The following is a 16,529-nucleotide window of genomic DNA, read 5'->3' on the forward strand; positions in this document are numbered from 1 at the left end:
CCGTCAGGCGAAGGTTAGTGGTTCGAGAACCAGTTCAGTTTATCCCGCAGACCGACCACGCGGCCGACAATGATCAGCGCCGGGCTGGCCATCTGCTGCGCCAGAATATCCAGCTGTCCTAAGGTGCCGCTGACCACTTTTTGCGTCACGGCGGTGCCGTTCTCGACGATGGCGGCAGGCATATCTTCCGCCATGCCGTGGGCGATAAGCTTCTCGCGGATCGCCGGCGCCTGGTTCAGACCCATATAGAACACCAGGGTCTGCTTCTCCACCGCCAGGTTCGCCCAGTCCAGCTCGCCGCCGGTTTTCAGATGGCCGGTGACCAGGCGGACGCCCTGGGCGAAATCGCGATGGGTCAACGGGATCCCCGAGTAGGCGGAGCAGCCGGAGGCGGCGGTGATGCCGGGCACAACCGAGAAGGGGATCCCCGCCTCGCAGAGGGTCTCCAGCTCCTCTCCGCCGCGGCCAAAGATAAAGGGATCGCCGCCTTTCAGCCGGACCACGCGTCTTCCTTTTTGCGCTTCGCGCAGCAGGATCTGGTTGATCTCCTCCTGCGGCACGCAGTGATAGCCTGAGCGCTTGCCGACGAACACCCGGTCGGCATCGCGGCGCACCAGATTCATAATGTCGTCGGAGACCAGCCGGTCATAGACCACCACGTCGGCCTGCTGGATCTGCTGCAGGCCCTTGAGCGTGAGCAGCCCGGCGTCACCTGGGCCGGCGCCAACCAGGACGACCTCGCCGCGATGCTCTAACGGCTCGGTCAGCAGCTGCTCGGTGGTATCCGCCACCGCCTGCCGATCGTCATTGGCCAGCGACTGCGCCAGCCGGTCGTTAACGAACAGCTTCTCCCAGAAGCGGCGGCGTTCGCCTACGGTGGCAAACTGCTGCTTCACGCGTGCGCGCAGATGGCCGGCGTAGCGGGCCAGCTGGCCAAGATGCAGGGGTAAGACTGACTCCAGCTTCTCGCGCAACAGGCGCGCCAGCACCGGGGATGTCCCGCCCGAGGAGACGGCGACCATCAGCGGCGAGCGGTCGATGATGGACGGCATGATAAAGCTGGCCTGGCGCGGGGCATCCACCACGTTACAGAAGATACGCCGCGCTTCGGCCGCGTCGCTGACCTGCTGGTTCACCGTCTCATTATCGGTAGCGGCGATGGCCAGCCAGCAGTTGTCCAGCAGCGAGGGGATAAACTCCCCCTGCACCAGGGTTAGCATCTGTGAATCGGCCCACACATGAAACTGCGGGGTAAAGTCGAGCGCATTGACCGTGACGTTTGCGCCAGCATCCAGCAGCAGACGGGCCTTGCGTTCGGCGACATCCCCGCCGCCAACCAGTAAACAATCACGCTGGCGCAACTGGCAGAATATGGGTAAGTGATCCACAGAATAACCTCATAAAAATAAGGGGTAGAAAATGAGTAGTCGTAGAATAGCAGCAAAGGTAATACAAAACATGCGACATATCCCGCACTCATGCGCTGTCGGTCAGAAGTGTTACTTATATCTCCCCCCGTGGCCGGGGGGAGGACGCGGGACTCACGCCTTAAGCTGAACGTGGCCGTCTTTTACCCGGGCGTCGAAACGGGCGATAGAGTGGCTGGCATCTTCCATACACAGGCCGTCACTCAGGCGGAAACGTTGTTTTTTCAGCGGGCTGGCAACCCACAGGGCGCCGTCATGCTCGGCGATAATGCCGCGAGACAGTACGCTGGCGTTAAAGAACGGATCGATGTTGCTGATAGCGAACACCCTGTCGTCATGATAGGGACGGAAGATCGCCACCTGCTGCTGACCGAGCAGGGCGCAGACGCCGGTGGCGGGCAGGATGTCGTCAATGTTGCAGATGTTTACCCACTGGCTCATGCTTTTTCCTCCACCAGAGTAACCGGGATGCGCTCATACGGCGTGGCCGGGCGATGCTGGTCACGTTCTGGCACCACCTGAACGTTCGGGTCGCGCTGGTCGCTGTTGATAAAGTGTTTGAAGCGGGTCTGCGCCGCCGGGTTATTGACGGTCTCGGTCCACTCGCAGGCGAAGGCGGCGCGCAGGCGAGCCAGCTCCTCTTCCAGATGGTCGTTCAGACCGAGCTTGTCATCGATGATGACGCTGCGCAGATAGTCGATCCCGCCTTCCATGTTGTCCAGCCACGGCGCGGTGCGGGTCAGCTTATCGGCGGTGCGGATGTAGAACATCATAAAGCGGTCGAGATACTTAATCAGCGTCTCGCGATCGAGGTCCGCGGCCAGCAGATCGGCGTGGCGCGGCTTCATCCCGCCGTTACCGCACACGTACAGGTTCCAGCCTTTCTCGGTGGCGATGATCCCGACGTCTTTGCCCTGGGCTTCCGCACATTCGCGGGTACAGCCGGAGACGCCGAACTTCATTTTGTGTGGCGTACGGATGCCTTTGTAGCGATTTTCCAGTTCGACGCCGAAGCCGACGCTGTCGCCGACCCCGTAGCGGCACCAGGTGCTGCCGACGCAGGTTTTCGCCATCCGCAGCGCTTTGGCGTAGGCGTGGCCGGTTTCGAAGCCCGCTTCAATCAGCTGCCGCCAGATCTCCGGCAGGTCGTCTTTCTGCGCGCCAAACAGGCCGATGCGCTGGGAACCGGTGATTTTGGTGTACAGATTGAATTCACGAGCGATACGGCCCACGGCGACCAGCCCTTCCGGCGTGATTTCGCCGCCCGCGGAGCGCGGAATGACCGAGTAGGTGCCATCTTTCTGGATGTTGGCGAGGAAGTTGTCGTTGGTGTCCTGCAGCGGCGTGTGCTGAGGCTTGAGGATGTACTCATTCCAGCAGGAGGCCAGCAGGGAGCCGACGGTCGGTTTACACACTTCACAGCCGTAGCCCTGGCCGTGTTTGGCCAGCAGTTCGTCGAAGGTTTTGATGCCTTCCACGCGGATCAGGTGGAACAGCTCCTGGCGGGAGTAAGCGAAATGTTCGCACAGGTTGTTGTTGACCTCGATACCCTGTTTCGCCAGCTCGGCGTTGAGCACCTGGGTGACCAACGGGATACAGCCGCCGCAGCCGGTACCGGCCTTGGTTTCCGCTTTCAGCGCCGCGACGGTATGGCAGCCTTTATTGATGGCGGCGATCAGGTCGCCTTTGCTGACGTCGAAGCAGGAGCAGATTTGCGCGCTGTCCGGCAGTTTATCGACGCCGATCGACGGCTTGCCGCTGCCGGCGTGGGCCGGGAGGATCAGCGAATCCGGATTCTCCGGCAACTCGATGGCGTTCAGCACCAGCTGCAGCAGGTTGCCGTAGTCGCTGGTGTCGCCGACCAGCACCGCGCCGAGCAGGGTTTTGTTGTCGGCGCTGACGATCAGACGCTTATAAACTTCTTTGCTTTCGTCGAGATAGACGTAGCTGCGGGCGCCCGGCGTGCGGCCGTGGGCATCGCCGATACCGCCCACGTCTACACCCAGCAGCTTCAGCTTGGCGCTGAGGTCGGCGCCGGTGAAGCTGTTTTCACTGCCGAGGAGGTGGTCGACGGCCACCTGGGCCATTTTATAACCCGGCGCGACGAGGCCATACACGCGGTTGTTCCAGCTGGCGCATTCGCCGATGGCATAGATATCAGGGTCGGAGGTCTGGCAGCTATCGTTGACCATGATGCCGCCGCGCTGGGCAACCGCCAGTCCGCACTGGGTGGCCAGTTTATCGCGCGGGCGGATCCCGGTAGAGAAGACGATGAAATCGACCTGCAGCTCGCTACCGTCGGCGAAGTGCATGGTTTTGCGCGCCTCGGTGCCCTGCTGAACGATCTCTTTGGTGTTTTTGCTGGTGTGAACTTTCACGCCCATGCTTTCAATTTTGCGCCGCAGCTGCTCGCCGCCCATCTGGTCGAGCTGCTCGGCCATCAGCATCGGCGCGAATTCGATAACATGGGTTTCGACACCGAGGTTTTTCAGGGCGCCTGCGGCTTCCAGGCCGAGCAGGCCGCCGCCGACCACCGCGCCGCGTTTGCTGCGACGGGCGCAGGATTCAATGGCGTTAAGATCTTCAATGGTGCGATAGACGAAGCAATCCTGAGTTTCCGCGCCTTTAATCGGCGGGATCCATGGGTATGAGCCGGTCGCCATAATCAGCTTGTCGTAGAACACCGTGCGCCCGGCGCTGGAGTGGATCACTTTCTCCTGGCGGTTGATGGTGATGGCCCGTTCGCCGACCAGCACCTTGACGCCGTGTTTCTCATAGAAACCTTCGCGGACCAGCGACAGCTCTTCTGCGGTATGGTGGGAGAAATAAGACGACAGGTGGACACGGTCGTAGGCGATACGCGGTTCTTCACAGAACACGGTAATGTCGAACTGTCCGGCAGGCGCCTTATCGAGAAGCTCTTCGATAAAGCGATGGCCAACCATGCCGTTACCGATAATAGCGATTCTGACTTTGCTCATTTTTGCCTCGATTTCTTTTCTATTACCGCCTACCTTAACGATTCAGCCATCAGGCTTATTGATGCAAATCAATGACAACTTCACCTACCACTTAATGGGTATATAATTGATTTGTCTGTAATTTTCTAAGTTGTGGAAAACGCTGGCTTTTCCTTTTTGCCGATTTTGTGTACAAGAATTGGGTGGGTCGCGATTGGGGTTGAGTAGAAAACAAGCCGTATTGAATAGAGAGGGTGATATGACAGCAGCGCCGCTTTGGTTGATTCAGAACGTACGCCTGGCAGACCGCGACGGCCTGTGGCAGATAGCGATAGATAAGGGCCGCTTTGGCGAGATCACACCGATGGGGGAGGCGCGGGACGAAAGCTACGAGGTGTTGAACGCTCGCGGCGGTCTGGCGATCCCGCCTTTTATTGAGCCGCATATCCATCTGGATACCACCCAGACGGCTGGTGAGCCGAACTGGAACCAGTCCGGCACCCTGTTCGAGGGGATTGAGCGCTGGGCGGAGCGGAAAGCGCTGCTCAGCTATGAGGACGTTAAAGCCCGGGCGTGGAAAACCCTCAAGTGGCAGATCGCCAATGGCGTACAGTTTGTCCGTACCCATGTCGATGTCTCCGATCCAACGTTGACGGCGCTGAAGGCGATGCTGGAGGTCAAAAAGGAGGTGGCGCCATGGGTCGAGTTGCAGATTGTCGCTTTTCCGCAGGAGGGGATCCTCTCTTACCCCAACGGCGAGGCGCTGCTGGAAGAGGCCCTGAAGCTGGGGGCGGATGTCGTCGGGGCGATCCCGCACTTTGAGTTCACCCGTGAATATGGGGTGGAATCGCTGCATATCGCCTTTCGACTGGCGCAGAAATATGACCGCCCGCTGGATATTCACTGCGATGAAATTGACGATGAACAGTCGCGCTTTGTTGAAACCGTTGCCGCGCTGGCGCTGAAGGCGGGGATAGGGCCGCGGGTGACGGCCAGCCATACCACCGCCATGCACTCCTATAATGGCGCCTATACCTCGCGCCTGTTCCGCCTGCTAAAGCTCTCCGGCATCAACTTTGTCGCCAATCCGCTGGTCAATATTCATCTGCAGGGCCGGTTTGACGACTACCCGAAGCGACGGGGCATTACCCGGGTGAAGGAGCTGATGGCGGCGGGGATCAACGTTTGTTTTGGTCATGATGATGTCTTTGACCCGTGGTACCCGCTGGGGACCGGTAATATGCTGCAGGTCCTGCATATGGGGCTGCACGTTTGCCAGCTGATGGGCTACCAGCAGATTAACGACGGCCTGCAGCTTATCACTGACAACAGCGCCCGCACGTTTGGCCTGACCGATTACGGCATCGTCAGCGGCAACCCGGCTAACCTGATCATCCTCCCGGCGGAGAATGGCTTTGAGGCGGTACGCTGCCAGGTGCCGGTGCGCTGGTCAATTCGCCAGGGAAGGGTGATCGCGATTACCCAGCTGGCGCAAACCTGGATCCAGACCGACCGCGGTGGCGAGGCGCTCTCTTTTATGAGGAACAGCCCCCTTGCGGACGCAAAGGGGCCGAAGGCTTAGTGAGACGCCGCCTGCGCGTTGTTCTGGCGGTGACGGGAGACGAAGCCGAGGATAAAGCACATCACGAACACCACGGCGTAGAGGCCGTTAGCGGTGTGCAGCGCTGCCAGCGGACCGCTGGCAGCCACAATCGGGCCGGTGACCACGAAAGTCAGCATGGTGCCGATGGTGCCGCAGGTGAGGATAAAGTTCACCAGCTTTGGTGAAGCGACTTTAGTTTGCTGCGAACCGAGCGTAATGATCGAGGTGTAGATGGCGCTGGAGAAGAAGCCCAGGGTCAGAATAAACCACGGCATATGCTCCGGCGAACCATTGATAAACAGGTACATCAGCACCGTCGCGAGGCCGGCGAGGACGGTTAAGATGCGCTGCAGGTCGAAGAAGCGCAGGATAAAGCTGAATGACCACATGCCGATCATGTAGGACATCCAGAAATCGCTCACCAGTTTACCGGCATCGCCGAGGCTCATGCCCAGGCTCTTGGCATATTCCGGTACCCAGGAGATAAAGCCCAGCTGACCGAGGATGTAGCACAGCGCCGCGACGGAGAGGAACAGCACGCCGATGCCCCACTTCTCTTTCACTACCGGCTGGCTGTTTTCGCTCTGCGCTTTTTTGCCGAGCACCGGGAAGTCACAGCCGAATGTCAGGACGAAAATAGCGACATACACCAGACCGATACAGGCGTAGACCCAGTACCACTCGATGCTGCGCGCCAGCAGGACCGCGGCGACCATCGGAAAAATCATTCCCGCCATGCTAAAGAAGGAGTCGGTAAACAGCAGACGCGCCCCGCGCTGACGGCCTTCATACATATGGGTGATCAGGAAGGTCCCGATCGACATGGTGATCCCGCTGACCAGGCCGAGAACGAACATCGACGCGGAGAACAGCGCCAGGCTGTGGCTGAGCATCAGGCCGGCCACCGCCAGCACCATTAAAATAAAGCCAAAACGCAGCTGAGTTTTCAGCGGCACGATCTCCATCAGCCAGGCATTGAGGAAGATGGAGATCAGAATACCGGCGTTCAGGAAGGTAAAGGTGTTGCTCATACTGGAAACGGGCAGATGGAAATAATCCGCAATGTTACCCATCACCATACCGGTGACGATCACCAACGCGCCGGTCAGGGCGTAGGAGAAGAAGCTGATCCATGTGAGCTTAATACGGTTGCTGTTAGTCATGACTGGCCTGTGAATAGAAAGGTAAAGCGCGTTGACGCTGCGCCGGGCGGACAGATTTTAGTCGTTCAGGTGATGTAATTAAATGTTTATTGTGAAATACGTTATCTTTTGCATGTTTTAATGTGACTTGCATCACGCTTTTTTCGACGCCAGGGAGAACGTTTGCGCGGTTACAATTATTACAGCTAAGTAAAATTTGGTAAAAGGCTGGCCCAGGATGCAAAGGCTCTTTAGAATCAAGGCACTCGCTTTTATTCTGCTCCGTTAAGGAATTTCCATGCTCAAATCAACACTGGCGGCGATGGCTGCCGTTTTCGCCATTTCAGCTTTCTCCCCGGCCATGGCGGCAAAGGGCGATCCGCATGTGCTGCTGACCACCTCGGCAGGTAACATTGAGCTTGAGTTAAACAGCCAGAAAGCCCCGATTTCCGTGGATAACTTCCTGAAGTACGTTAACAGCGGCTTCTACAACAACACCACCTTCCACCGCGTGATCCCGGGATTCATGGTGCAGGGCGGCGGCTTTAACGAGCAGATGCAGCAGAAACAGCCTAACCCGCCGATCAAGAATGAAGCAGACAACGGCCTGCGCAACACCCGCGGCACCATCGCGATGGCGCGTACCGCCGATCAGGATAGCGCCACCAGCCAGTTCTTTATCAACGTGGCGGATAACGCCTTCCTCGACCATGGCCAGCGCGACTTTGGCTATGCGGTGTTTGGCAAGGTAGTCAAAGGCATGGACGTTGCGGATAAGATCTCCCAGGTCCAGACCCATAACGTCGGCCCATACCAGAATGTGCCGTCTAAACCGGTTGTTATCCTCTCTGCGAAAGTGCTGCCCTAATCCTCCCGCGGCGCGGTGGTTTATCGCCGCGCCCGGTTGCCTCCCGGCATAACCTGTAATTGCTGCTTATACTTGTGGCACACAGGGGACGATAAGGGGGGCGACGATGCGTCCACTCACCGATAAGCAAAAATCCCGGCTCTGGGAACAGACACGTAATAGCAATTTTCAGGCCAGCCGTCGCCTCGAAGGCGTATCGGTGCCGCTGGTTACGCTGACTGCCGAGGAGGCGCAGGCTCGCCTCGCGACGCTGCGGAGGGAGTATGAGCGATAAATTTGGCGATGAACGCGATCCTTACCTCTATCCGGCGCTGAACGTCCTGCGCAACCGCCTCGGCATCCGCCAGGCTAAAACGCTGCAGCAGGCTGCCCTGGAGATGACGTCCCTGCGGGCGGCCACTCTGCCGCTGGGCCCGCGGGTGCGCGGCTTACCCTATCTGTGCGCTATTCATCATCAGCTGTATCAGGATCTGTTTGACTGGGCGGGTAGGCTGCGTGAAGTGAACCTCTACCTGGGCGATACGCCGTTCTGCCACTTTGCCCGCATCGAAGAGGAGGGGAATGCCCTGATGCAGGCTCTGGAGCAGGAGGATTATCTCTGCGGTCTGCCGCGGGATACCTTTATCGAACGCCTGAGCTGGTTCTATGGTGAAATTAATGTGCTGCACCCTTTTCGTCTCGGCAATGGCCTGACCCAGCGCATTTTCTTTGAACAGCTGGCGATACATGCCGGCTACCTTCTTGACTGGCGTGACGTCGATCCTGCCGCCTGGAGCACCGCCTGTCAGCAGGGCGCGATGGGCGATCCGGACCCGCTGGCGGCGATCTTTCGCAAAGTGGTAAGCGAAGCGCGGGAATCTGAGTAGAATAGCCCGGTTTGATTGTTCCGGAGCCGCTATGATCCTGCTTATCGATAACTATGACTCTTTCACCTGGAATCTGTATCAGTACTTTTGCGAACTGGGGGCGGAAGTGCTGGTCAGGCGCAACGATGCGTTGAAGCTGGAGGAGATAGCGTCGCTGGCGCCGGAGAAGATAGTGATTTCGCCTGGTCCCTGTACGCCGGATGAAGCGGGGATTTCCCTCGCGGTAATCCGTCACTATGCAGGGAAAACGCCGCTGCTGGGCGTCTGCCTCGGGCATCAGGCGATAGCCCAGGCGTTTGGCGCGACCATTGTGCGGGCGGCGCAGGTGATGCATGGAAAAACCTCGCTTATCGAGCATAACGGCGAAGGGGTGTTTCTGGGGCTGAATAATCCTTTGACGGTGACCCGCTATCATTCGCTGGTGATTGACCCGCCGACGCTGCCGCCTGAGTTTATCGTCACCGCCCGCAGCGCCAGCGGTGAGATTATGGGGATCCGTCATCGCGACTGGGATCTCGAGGGCGTGCAGTTCCATCCGGAAAGCATCCTCAGCGAACAGGGCCATCAATTGCTGGCGAACTTTATTAAGCGGTGATTTCGGTTGCCATTGACTGATTTTTTATGCATATTTTGTGATTAGATTATCATAATCGCATCTGCATAACGAAGAGGGATGGGCAAGACATGGCAACTGAACAACCGGCAATCACCCGCGCCACATTCGATGAAGTTATTTTGCCAATTTATGCACCGGCAGAATTCATCCCGGTAAAGGGAAAAGGCAGCCGCGTCTGGGATCAGCAGGGCAAAGAGTATGTTGATTTCGCCGGCGGTATCGCGGTGACGGCGCTCGGCCATTGCCACCCGGCGCTGGTGGCGGCGCTCCACGAGCAGGGCGAAACGCTGTGGCATACCAGCAACGTCTTTACCAATGAGCCAGCGCTGCGCCTGGGACGTAAACTTGTCGATGCCACCTTCGCCGAGCGAGTGGTGTTTATGAACTCCGGTACCGAAGCCAATGAAACGGCCTTTAAGCTGGCGCGTCACTATGCGGTGACCCGCCATAGCCCGTACAAAACCAAAATCATCGCTTTCCATAATGCCTTTCATGGTCGCTCCCTGTTTACCGTCTCCGTCGGCGGGCAGCCGAAGTACTCCGATGGTTTCGGCCCGAAACCGGCGGATATTGTCCATGTTCCCTTCAACGACCTGCAGGCGGTAAAAGCGGTGATGGATGACCACACCTGCGCGGTGGTGGTGGAGCCGATTCAGGGCGAAGGCGGCGTGACGGCAGCGACGCCGGCGTTCCTGCAGGGGCTGCGCGAACTGTGCGATCAACACCAGGCGCTGTTAGTCTTTGATGAAGTGCAGTGCGGAATGGGGCGTACCGGATCGCTGTTTGCCTATATGCACTATGGCGTAACTCCGGATATTCTCACCAGCGCCAAAGCGCTGGGCGGCGGTTTCCCGGTCAGCGCCATGTTGACTACCCACGAGATCGCCAGCGCCTTCCATGCGGGTTCCCATGGCTCAACCTACGGCGGCAACCCGCTGGCCTGCGCGGTCGCCAACGCCGCTTTCGATCTGATCAATACCCCGGCGGTGCTGGATGGCGTGAACGCCAAACGCGAACTGTTCGTCAAACACCTGCAGCAGCTGGATGCCGAGTTTGATCTGTTCAGTGATATTCGCGGGATGGGCCTGCTGATTGGCGCCGAACTCAAGCCGCAGCACAAGGGCCGCGCGCGTGATTTCCTCTATGCCGCTGCGGAAGCCGGCGTCATGGTGCTTAACGCCGGGCCGGACGTGATGCGTTTTGTTCCCTCGCTGATCATCGAAGAGCAGGATATTGCCGAGGGGATGGCGCGCTTTGCCCAGGCCGTGGCAAAGGTGATTAACGGCTGATCTTCCGCAGCCAGATGCCGTGATGCGGCCGCTGACGCCATGCCACTGACGAAATGGTGTGCATGGTGTTCAGATGGCCCAGAATGCGTTGCAGATGCTGCTCCAGGGTGCTTAACGGACCGATCGGCACCTCGCTTTCCGGTGACTCCATAATATTGACATCCCCTGCGCTGCCGGGGCCATCGCTGTCCAGCCGCTGCTGACAGCGCTGCAGGGCAATCTCACAGGATTCGAGATAGCGCTGGGCAAGATCCGGGGTGAGCATCGTATGCTCCCGGGCCAGAGTGGTCATGGCGTTGATGTGTTCGACGATAAACTGGCTGTGCGTCACCCATAGCTTCATATCTTCCAGGTAGTGGGTATTAAACCCGGGCTCCTGCATCGCCTGATTCAGGGAGTTGTAGAGCGCGTTGTGCGCCTGATTGACGCGCATGCGCTGGTAGGCCAGTGCGGGCGCTTTGGGGTCGGGGCTGAGGATCAGGCGAATCGCCTGCTGGTCGGCCTCCAGCGCATCGTGGGCGTTTTTTTTCAGCAGGCCGCTCTGCCACTGCGGCCACAGCCAGACCATCCCGCCGAAGGCGATCAGGCAGCCGATCAGCGTATCGATCAGCCGGGCGATAATATACTGTTCGCCGTTAAGCGTCAGCAGCTGCAGGGTATATACCGCCGTCACCGTAAACCCCACCATCGCCCAGCCATAGTGTTTGCGGATGATCAGATAGCTGAGCAGGGTGATCAGCAGCATCCCGCTCAGGGTATAGCTCTCCGGAACGTGAAAGTGCAAGGTCAGCCCGGCGATGATCAGGCCGGCGAGCGTCCCCGCCGCCCGGTGGACAATACGAACCCGCGTGGCGCCATAGCCGTTCTGTGTCACGAAGAGGACGGTCATCAGGATCCAGTAGGGCTTCGGCAAATGCAGGGCGTTGCCCATCAGGCTGGCGATGCTCAGCATCACGCTGATGCGGGCGGCGTTGCGCAGCGCGGGCGACTTCAGCGACAGATAGTTCTTTAGCGCGGGAAACAGCGGTAAACGACGCTCTTTGTCAGCCATCAGATCCCGGGCATACAGTGGGCGCTGGGTATGCAGCACCCGGGCGATGCGGCTGAAGTGCCAGGCGCAGAAGTGGCCGACCGGGTTATCCGGATGCTGGCGGGCGATTTTTTCCAGGGCGCCGATCTGTTTATCCATCTGGAAACGCTGCGGAAAACGATGATAGAGCATGTCATCCGCCAGCACCCGCAGGCGGGCGGCGACGGTCTGCGCGTTCCAGCGGATCACCGCTTCGGCATGGCTGCGCTCAACCAGCTTTTGCACCTCTTCCGGCTGATGCAGGCTGACCGAAATATGCTCCTGTAGATCCAGCCCCATCTGGAACGCTCGCAGAAGACGTTTGTGGTCGTTACGTTGGTTGGCGGCCAGCATATGCATCTGCTGATAGCACTGGGTGATTAAATCGACCACCTTCTGCTGGCGGATGAGCAGCGGCGGCAGGGCGGTTGAGGGATCGGTATGCTGGGTCAACAGGCTATATTTGGCTTCGCAATAATTGGCCAGTTCCCGGTAGAGCAGACTGAGCGACTCCCGCAGCGGCTGTTCGCGCCACAGCCAGAACCAGAACCAGTTAAACACGCCGTACCATAGCGTGCCGAAGGCGTAGATCAGCAGCGGCTCCCAGACGGGCATATTGCCCGCCAGGCTCAGGGTAAAGATGGCGGCGATCAGCGACGCGGGCAGCAGGCGCGCGTGCAGCGAACTGATTTCCGCGGTGACGCCGAGCAATAGCGCCAGGCCGCTGAGAATAAGCGGCAAAGGTATGGTCTGGGCGAGCAGCAGCTGCACCACCAGGCTGCATCCGGCAAACAGACAGCCGCCGATAATCAGACGCTTAAAAAAGCGCTTATGCGGAGTGTCGAGACCGGCGATATTGCAGCAGGCGGGAACTAAGGAAAACAGGAGTCCCTGCTGGAGATGGCCGAGCAGAAGACCGATGGCCACAGGCAGACACAGCACCAGCGTTTGCCGCAGTGCATAGTTGACTTCCGGGTGGTAAATCAGCCTGCGCCACATGAGGGAAAAACAAAAACGGCGTACTGCAGGAGCAATACGCCGCTTAGCAACTTAACGGGTGCCGTAGACGACGATAGTTTTACCGTGGGCGGAAATCAGGTTCTGATCTTCCAGCATTTTCAAAATACGGCCAACGGTTTCACGAGAGCAGCCGACGATCTGACCAATTTCCTGACGGGTAATTTTAATTTGCATACCGTCCGGGTGGGTCATGGCATCGGGTTGCTTCGCCAGGTTCAGCAGCGTCTGGGCGATACGGCCCGTCACGTCGAGGAAGGCGAGGTTGCCCACTTTCTCAGACGTCACCTGCAGACGGCGAGCCATTTGCGAAGAGAGACGCATCAGAATGTCCGGGTTCACCTGGATCAGCTGACGGAATTTCTTATAAGAGATCTCGGCCACTTCACATGCGGTTTTCGCCCGTACCCAGGCGCTACGCTCCTGACCCTCTTCAAACAGGCCTAATTCACCGATGAAATCGCCCTGGTTGAGGTAGGAGAGGATCATCTCTTTACCTTCTTCATCCTTGATGAGTACAGCCACGGAGCCTTTAACGATGTAGTACAGCGTTTCTGCTTTCTCACCCTGGTGGATCAGCGTGCTCTTTGATGGGTACTTATGAATGTGGCAATGAGACAAGAACCATTCAAGGGTAGGGTCTGTTTGCGGTTTGCCAAGCACCATGCGCGGTTATCCTCTGTTATAAGCTATCTCCGGGCGCCGACACTACACGGCGTCCGGGCATGCAATCGTATTGTTTCCCTATACCTGGGAAGCTGGCTGATGATTTTTCGACAGCCTGTAATGTGAACTCCTCTGCATACATGCAGTACATCAATGTATTACTGTAGCATCCAGACTGTTTTAGCATAGCTTTCGCCGCATGTCTCCTGGTGTCTCGCTTCAGCATGACGCAGGTCGCCTTCCGTTGCGAGAATTGTTATGTGCGCGTAATCTGACAGGAATATTGCGATACTGGAGTTAAATTTTATGCAAGCGCGTGTGAAATGGGTTGAAGGGTTAACCTTTATCGGGGAGTCCGCGTCAGGACACCAGATTCTGATGGATGGCAACTCCGGAGATAAGGCGCCCAGCCCGATGGAGATGGTGCTGATGGCGGCGGGCGGTTGCAGTGCGATCGATGTGGTCTCTATTTTGCAAAAAGGTCGTCACGACGTGACCAACTGCGAAGTGAAACTGACCTCTGAGCGTCGGGAAGAGGCGCCGCGCCTGTTCACGCATATTAATCTGCACTTTATCGTCACCGGTAAGGCGCTGAAAGATGCCGCAGTCTCCCGCGCGGTGGATCTGTCGGCAGAGAAATACTGCTCGGTGGCGCTGATGCTGGAAAAAGCGGTGAAGATCACCCACTCCTATGAAGTGATCGAGGCGTAGTCTTCGCCTGCTGATGTGAATGATCTCAACCCCGGCCTGGCCGGGGTTTTTTCTGTTAGCCGATCTTTCGGCCTTCCATCAGACGCTCGACCAGCGGCGCCATAATAAGCTCCATCGCCAGCCCCATTTTACCGCCCGGCACCACCAGGGTGTTCATGTGCGAAATAAACGAGCCCTGTAGCATCGCCAGCAGCCAGGGGAAGTCGATGTTCTGCAGATTGCGGAAATGGATCACCACAAAGCTCTCGTCCAGAGAGGGGATCGCTTTCGCGGCAAACGGGTTGGAGGTGTCCACCGTCGGCACGCGCTGGAAGTTGATGTGGGTGCGGGAAAACTGCGGGGTGATGAAGTTAATGTAATCTTCCATCGATCGGACGACGGAATCCATCACCGCCTCCCGGGAGTGGCCGCGTTCGCTGGTGTCGCGAATGAGTTTCTGGATCCACTCCAGGTTAACGATAGGCACGACCCCGACCAGCAGGTCGACATGGCTGGCGACATCATGCTGCGGCGTGACAACCCCGCCGTGCAGCCCCTCATAGAACAGCACGTCCGTCGGCTCCGGCAGCGGCTGCCATGGGGTGAAGGTTCCCGGCACCTGATTCCACGGCACGGCTTCGTCATAGGTGTGCAGGTATTTACGCGACTGGCCTTTGCCATGGCGGCCATAGTCGACAAAGGTCTGCTCCAGCAGGCCGAAGTCGTTCGCCTCCGGGCCAAAGTAGCTGATATGTTTGCCCTGATCCCGCGCTTTGCGGATCGCCATGTCCATTTCCGGGCGGGTGTAGCGATGAAAGCTGTCGCCTTCCACCTCCGCGGCGTGCAGATTTAGCTGCGCGAAGATTTTGCGAAAGGCGAGGCTGGTGGTGGTAGTGCCCGCGCCGCTGGAGCCCGTGACGGCGATCACCGGATGTTTGGCAGACATAACAACTCCCTGGTTAAACGATGTAGTGGCGTCGCCTTAGCCGTTAAACAGGGCGCGCGGCATAATATTGACCGTCTCATGCAGTTCCGACCACACGAGGACCGCCTCTCCGCGTTTCAGCTGCTGTTTTACATCGGCGACTTTATCGGCAAGTGAACGTTCATGTTCACCATAATCGGTGCCTTCGCGTAACACAAAGCTTTCAATCAGGTTATCCAGCGTTTCGGGATCCAGATCCTGCCAGGGAATAATCATACGGGAACCTCCAGCCAGCGGTTTAACCAGTCGGGAATACGTCTTTCCAGCCACATCTCCGGTTTACGCAGGGTGCCGCCGACGAAGCCGACGTGGCCGCCTTGTTCAGTCAATTGATACTCAACGTTCGCCGGCAGTTGCTCCTGCGGGGGAATGGAGTGGTGGTCCATAAACGGGTCGTCTTTCGCATGGATGATGAGCGTCGGCTTAGTGATATCGCTGAGCCGCGGCATAGCGCTGCATTGCCGGTAATAATCCAGCGCATCGGCGAAACCATGGATTTTGGCGGTGATCATGTCGTCAAATTCCCGGATGCGGCGCATCCCTTTGAGCTGGCGTAAATCGACGGGCAGCGAGCCAGGATACGCTTTCAACTTACGTGAGGCGTTGGCTTTTAACAGATTGAGCAGATAGCGCTGATAAACTCGCGAGAAGCCCTTATCCATATGATAGCTGCAGGCTTCCAGCATGAAAGGCGCGGAAACGATCACCGCCGCATCCAGCGGGCAGCGGTCGCCTTCTTCTGCCAGCAGGCAGCCCAGCATGTTGCCGCCCAGCGAATAGCCGACGGCGGCGGTCGGCGCGGGGCCAAACTCGCGCTGCAGCCAGTGGAGAAACCAGGTGCCATCTTCCGTTTCGCCGGAGTGATAGATGCGGTGATTGCGGTTAGGTTCGCCGCTGCAGCCGCGAAAGTGCATGACCACGCCCAGCCAGCCGCGCTGCATCGCCGCGTGGATCAGGCCATGGGCATACGGGCTGTGCAGACTCCCTTCCAGACCATGAAAGACGACGAGGCGCGGCTTGTGGCGCGCCTGGTGCGGGTCTTCGCTCCAGGCGAGATCGACAAAATCGCCGTCCGGCAGCTCAAGGCGCTGCCAGTGCGGGGTAAAGCGCAATTTACGGCGGATCAGCCGCGGCAGCATGGTTTGCAGATGACGATTGCCCACGCCGCGCATGGGATGGAACTCACGCGAATCGTTTTCGGGGGGCGTCATGTCTGTGGGGATGATTTCAACCATAGCACCAGAATAATTAATAAACGTGATGATGACTATACCGCGCAGGGCGCGCGGGAGTTAGCCAATATGTGGCCTTGTGGCCAATGACGCCCGGTG

The 16,529-nt window shown here is 58.3% G+C and carries 16 protein-coding genes; 7 read left to right on the forward strand and 9 right to left on the reverse strand.

Going from position 1 to position 16,529, the window contains the following annotated elements:
- Positions 1 to 14: 14 nt before the first annotated feature.
- From cysG to nirB, 3 genes are all read right to left on the reverse strand, one after another.
- On the reverse strand, positions 15 to 1,388 hold the full coding sequence (gene cysG, locus L2I46_RS16635) for a siroheme synthase CysG (RefSeq protein ID WP_023291188.1): 1,374 nt from the start codon (positions 1,386 to 1,388) through the stop codon (positions 15 to 17).
- Positions 1,389 to 1,541: 153 nt separating this feature from the next.
- Entirely contained in the window at positions 1,542 to 1,868 is a 327-nt protein-coding gene (gene nirD, locus L2I46_RS16640; protein ID WP_023291187.1) for a nitrite reductase small subunit NirD, read from the reverse strand.
- Positions 1,865 to 4,408 carry a nitrite reductase large subunit NirB gene (gene nirB / locus L2I46_RS16645; protein WP_065883118.1) on the reverse strand — a complete coding sequence of 848 codons (2,544 nt, stop codon included), beginning with the start codon at positions 4,406 to 4,408 and terminating at the stop codon, positions 1,865 to 1,867. The genes nirD and nirB overlap by 4 nt, the downstream gene beginning before the upstream one ends.
- Positions 4,409 to 4,646: 238 nt before the next feature.
- Here nirB and L2I46_RS16650 point away from each other — a divergent pair, with 238 nt between their 5' ends.
- Positions 4,647 to 5,969, forward strand: a complete 1,323-nt coding sequence (locus L2I46_RS16650; RefSeq protein ID WP_218798967.1) for a cytosine deaminase — start codon at positions 4,647 to 4,649, stop codon at positions 5,967 to 5,969.
- Here the strand turns inward: L2I46_RS16650 and tsgA are convergent.
- Complete coding sequence (gene tsgA / locus L2I46_RS16655) at positions 5,966 to 7,153, reverse strand: MFS transporter TsgA (protein WP_004202192.1); 1,188 nt, start codon at positions 7,151 to 7,153, stop codon at positions 5,966 to 5,968. The genes L2I46_RS16650 and tsgA overlap by 4 nt on opposite strands.
- 277 nt (positions 7,154 to 7,430) lie before the next feature.
- Between tsgA and ppiA the strand changes: the two genes are divergently transcribed.
- The 5 genes from ppiA (at position 7,431) to argD (ending at position 10,771) form a co-directional block, all read left to right on the forward strand.
- Complete coding sequence (gene ppiA / locus L2I46_RS16660; protein WP_032454218.1) at positions 7,431 to 8,000, forward strand: peptidylprolyl isomerase A; 570 nt, start codon at positions 7,431 to 7,433, stop codon at positions 7,998 to 8,000.
- A 106-nt stretch (positions 8,001 to 8,106) separates the two neighbouring features.
- Positions 8,107 to 8,274, forward strand: a complete 168-nt coding sequence (locus tag L2I46_RS16665) for a YhfG family protein (protein WP_004202194.1) — start codon at positions 8,107 to 8,109, stop codon at positions 8,272 to 8,274.
- Positions 8,264 to 8,866 (forward strand): putative adenosine monophosphate-protein transferase Fic, encoded by a 603-nt coding sequence (locus tag L2I46_RS16670; protein WP_032454217.1) that lies wholly within the window; start codon positions 8,264 to 8,266, stop codon positions 8,864 to 8,866. Before L2I46_RS16665 ends, L2I46_RS16670 begins: the two co-directional genes overlap by 11 nt.
- 31 nt (positions 8,867 to 8,897) lie before the next feature.
- The gene (gene pabA, locus L2I46_RS16675) at positions 8,898 to 9,461 is read left to right on the forward strand and encodes an aminodeoxychorismate synthase component 2 (protein WP_236948048.1); all 564 of its coding nucleotides are present in this window, start codon (positions 8,898 to 8,900) and stop codon (positions 9,459 to 9,461) included.
- Between the two features lie 89 nt (positions 9,462 to 9,550).
- Entirely contained in the window at positions 9,551 to 10,771 is a 1,221-nt protein-coding gene (argD, locus tag L2I46_RS16680) for a bifunctional acetylornithine/succinyldiaminopimelate transaminase (protein WP_032454216.1), read from the forward strand.
- On the opposite strand, the gene L2I46_RS16685 is transcribed toward argD, so the two are convergent.
- Both L2I46_RS16685 and crp read right to left on the reverse strand, forming a co-directional pair.
- Positions 10,761 to 12,839: a YccS/YhfK family putative transporter gene (locus L2I46_RS16685; RefSeq protein ID WP_132134685.1), complete on the reverse strand. Its 2,079-nt coding sequence runs from the start codon at positions 12,837 to 12,839 to the stop codon at positions 10,761 to 10,763. The genes argD and L2I46_RS16685 overlap by 11 nt on opposite strands.
- Positions 12,840 to 12,890: 51 nt before the next feature.
- Entirely contained in the window at positions 12,891 to 13,523 is a 633-nt protein-coding gene (crp, locus tag L2I46_RS16690) for a cAMP-activated global transcriptional regulator CRP (RefSeq protein ID WP_000242758.1), read from the reverse strand.
- A 306-nt stretch (positions 13,524 to 13,829) separates the two neighbouring features.
- On the opposite strand from crp, the gene L2I46_RS16695 reads away from it, so the two are divergent.
- A complete protein-coding gene (locus L2I46_RS16695) occupies positions 13,830 to 14,234 on the forward strand; it encodes an OsmC family protein (RefSeq protein WP_023291180.1) in 405 nt (134 codons plus the stop codon).
- 55 nt (positions 14,235 to 14,289) lie between these two features.
- Here the strand turns inward: L2I46_RS16695 and L2I46_RS16700 are convergent, their stop codons facing one another.
- From L2I46_RS16700 to L2I46_RS16710, 3 genes are read right to left on the reverse strand one after another with little or no spacing between them, the layout of a single operon-like run.
- Entirely contained in the window at positions 14,290 to 15,159 is an 870-nt protein-coding gene (locus L2I46_RS16700) for a phosphoribulokinase (protein ID WP_004202201.1), read from the reverse strand.
- Positions 15,160 to 15,195: 36 nt separating this feature from the next.
- The gene (locus tag L2I46_RS16705; protein WP_002920151.1) at positions 15,196 to 15,414 is read right to left on the reverse strand and encodes a YheU family protein; all 219 of its coding nucleotides are present in this window, start codon (positions 15,412 to 15,414) and stop codon (positions 15,196 to 15,198) included.
- Positions 15,411 to 16,409 carry a hydrolase gene (locus L2I46_RS16710; RefSeq protein ID WP_072096663.1) on the reverse strand — a complete coding sequence of 333 codons (999 nt, stop codon included), beginning with the start codon at positions 16,407 to 16,409 and terminating at the stop codon, positions 15,411 to 15,413. The genes L2I46_RS16705 and L2I46_RS16710 overlap by 4 nt, the downstream gene beginning before the upstream one ends.
- Positions 16,410 to 16,529: the final 120 nt, after the last annotated feature.

Source organism: Klebsiella sp. 2019SCSN059 (assembly GCF_021739525.1).
GTDB classification, from domain to species: domain Bacteria; phylum Pseudomonadota; class Gammaproteobacteria; order Enterobacterales; family Enterobacteriaceae; genus Klebsiella; species Klebsiella quasipneumoniae.

Excerpts from the sequence above, each read along its gene's own strand:
- argD (WP_032454216.1), top strand. The coding sequence starts at position 9,551 with ATGGCAACTGAACAACCGGCAATCACCCGCGCCACATTCGATGAAGTT.
- L2I46_RS16670 (WP_032454217.1), top strand. The coding sequence starts at position 8,264 with ATGAGCGATAAATTTGGCGATGAACGCGATCCTTACCTCTATCCGGCG.
- crp (WP_000242758.1), bottom strand. The coding sequence starts at position 13,523 with ATGGTGCTTGGCAAACCGCAAACAGACCCTACCCTTGAATGGTTCTTG.
- L2I46_RS16650 (WP_218798967.1), top strand. The coding sequence starts at position 4,647 with ATGACAGCAGCGCCGCTTTGGTTGATTCAGAACGTACGCCTGGCAGAC.
- ppiA (WP_032454218.1), top strand. The coding sequence starts at position 7,431 with ATGCTCAAATCAACACTGGCGGCGATGGCTGCCGTTTTCGCCATTTCA.
- L2I46_RS16700 (WP_004202201.1), bottom strand. The coding sequence starts at position 15,159 with ATGTCTGCCAAACATCCGGTGATCGCCGTCACGGGCTCCAGCGGCGCG.
- nirB (WP_065883118.1), bottom strand. The coding sequence starts at position 4,408 with ATGAGCAAAGTCAGAATCGCTATTATCGGTAACGGCATGGTTGGCCAT.
- tsgA (WP_004202192.1), bottom strand. The coding sequence starts at position 7,153 with ATGACTAACAGCAACCGTATTAAGCTCACATGGATCAGCTTCTTCTCC.
- L2I46_RS16695 (WP_023291180.1), top strand. The coding sequence starts at position 13,830 with ATGCAAGCGCGTGTGAAATGGGTTGAAGGGTTAACCTTTATCGGGGAG.
- L2I46_RS16705 (WP_002920151.1), bottom strand. The coding sequence starts at position 15,414 with ATGATTATTCCCTGGCAGGATCTGGATCCCGAAACGCTGGATAACCTG.
- nirD (WP_023291187.1), bottom strand. The coding sequence starts at position 1,868 with ATGAGCCAGTGGGTAAACATCTGCAACATTGACGACATCCTGCCCGCC.
- L2I46_RS16665 (WP_004202194.1), top strand. The coding sequence starts at position 8,107 with ATGCGTCCACTCACCGATAAGCAAAAATCCCGGCTCTGGGAACAGACA.
- pabA (WP_236948048.1), top strand. The coding sequence starts at position 8,898 with ATGATCCTGCTTATCGATAACTATGACTCTTTCACCTGGAATCTGTAT.
- L2I46_RS16685 (WP_132134685.1), bottom strand. The coding sequence starts at position 12,839 with ATGTGGCGCAGGCTGATTTACCACCCGGAAGTCAACTATGCACTGCGG.
- L2I46_RS16710 (WP_072096663.1), bottom strand. The coding sequence starts at position 16,409 with ATGACGCCCCCCGAAAACGATTCGCGTGAGTTCCATCCCATGCGCGGC.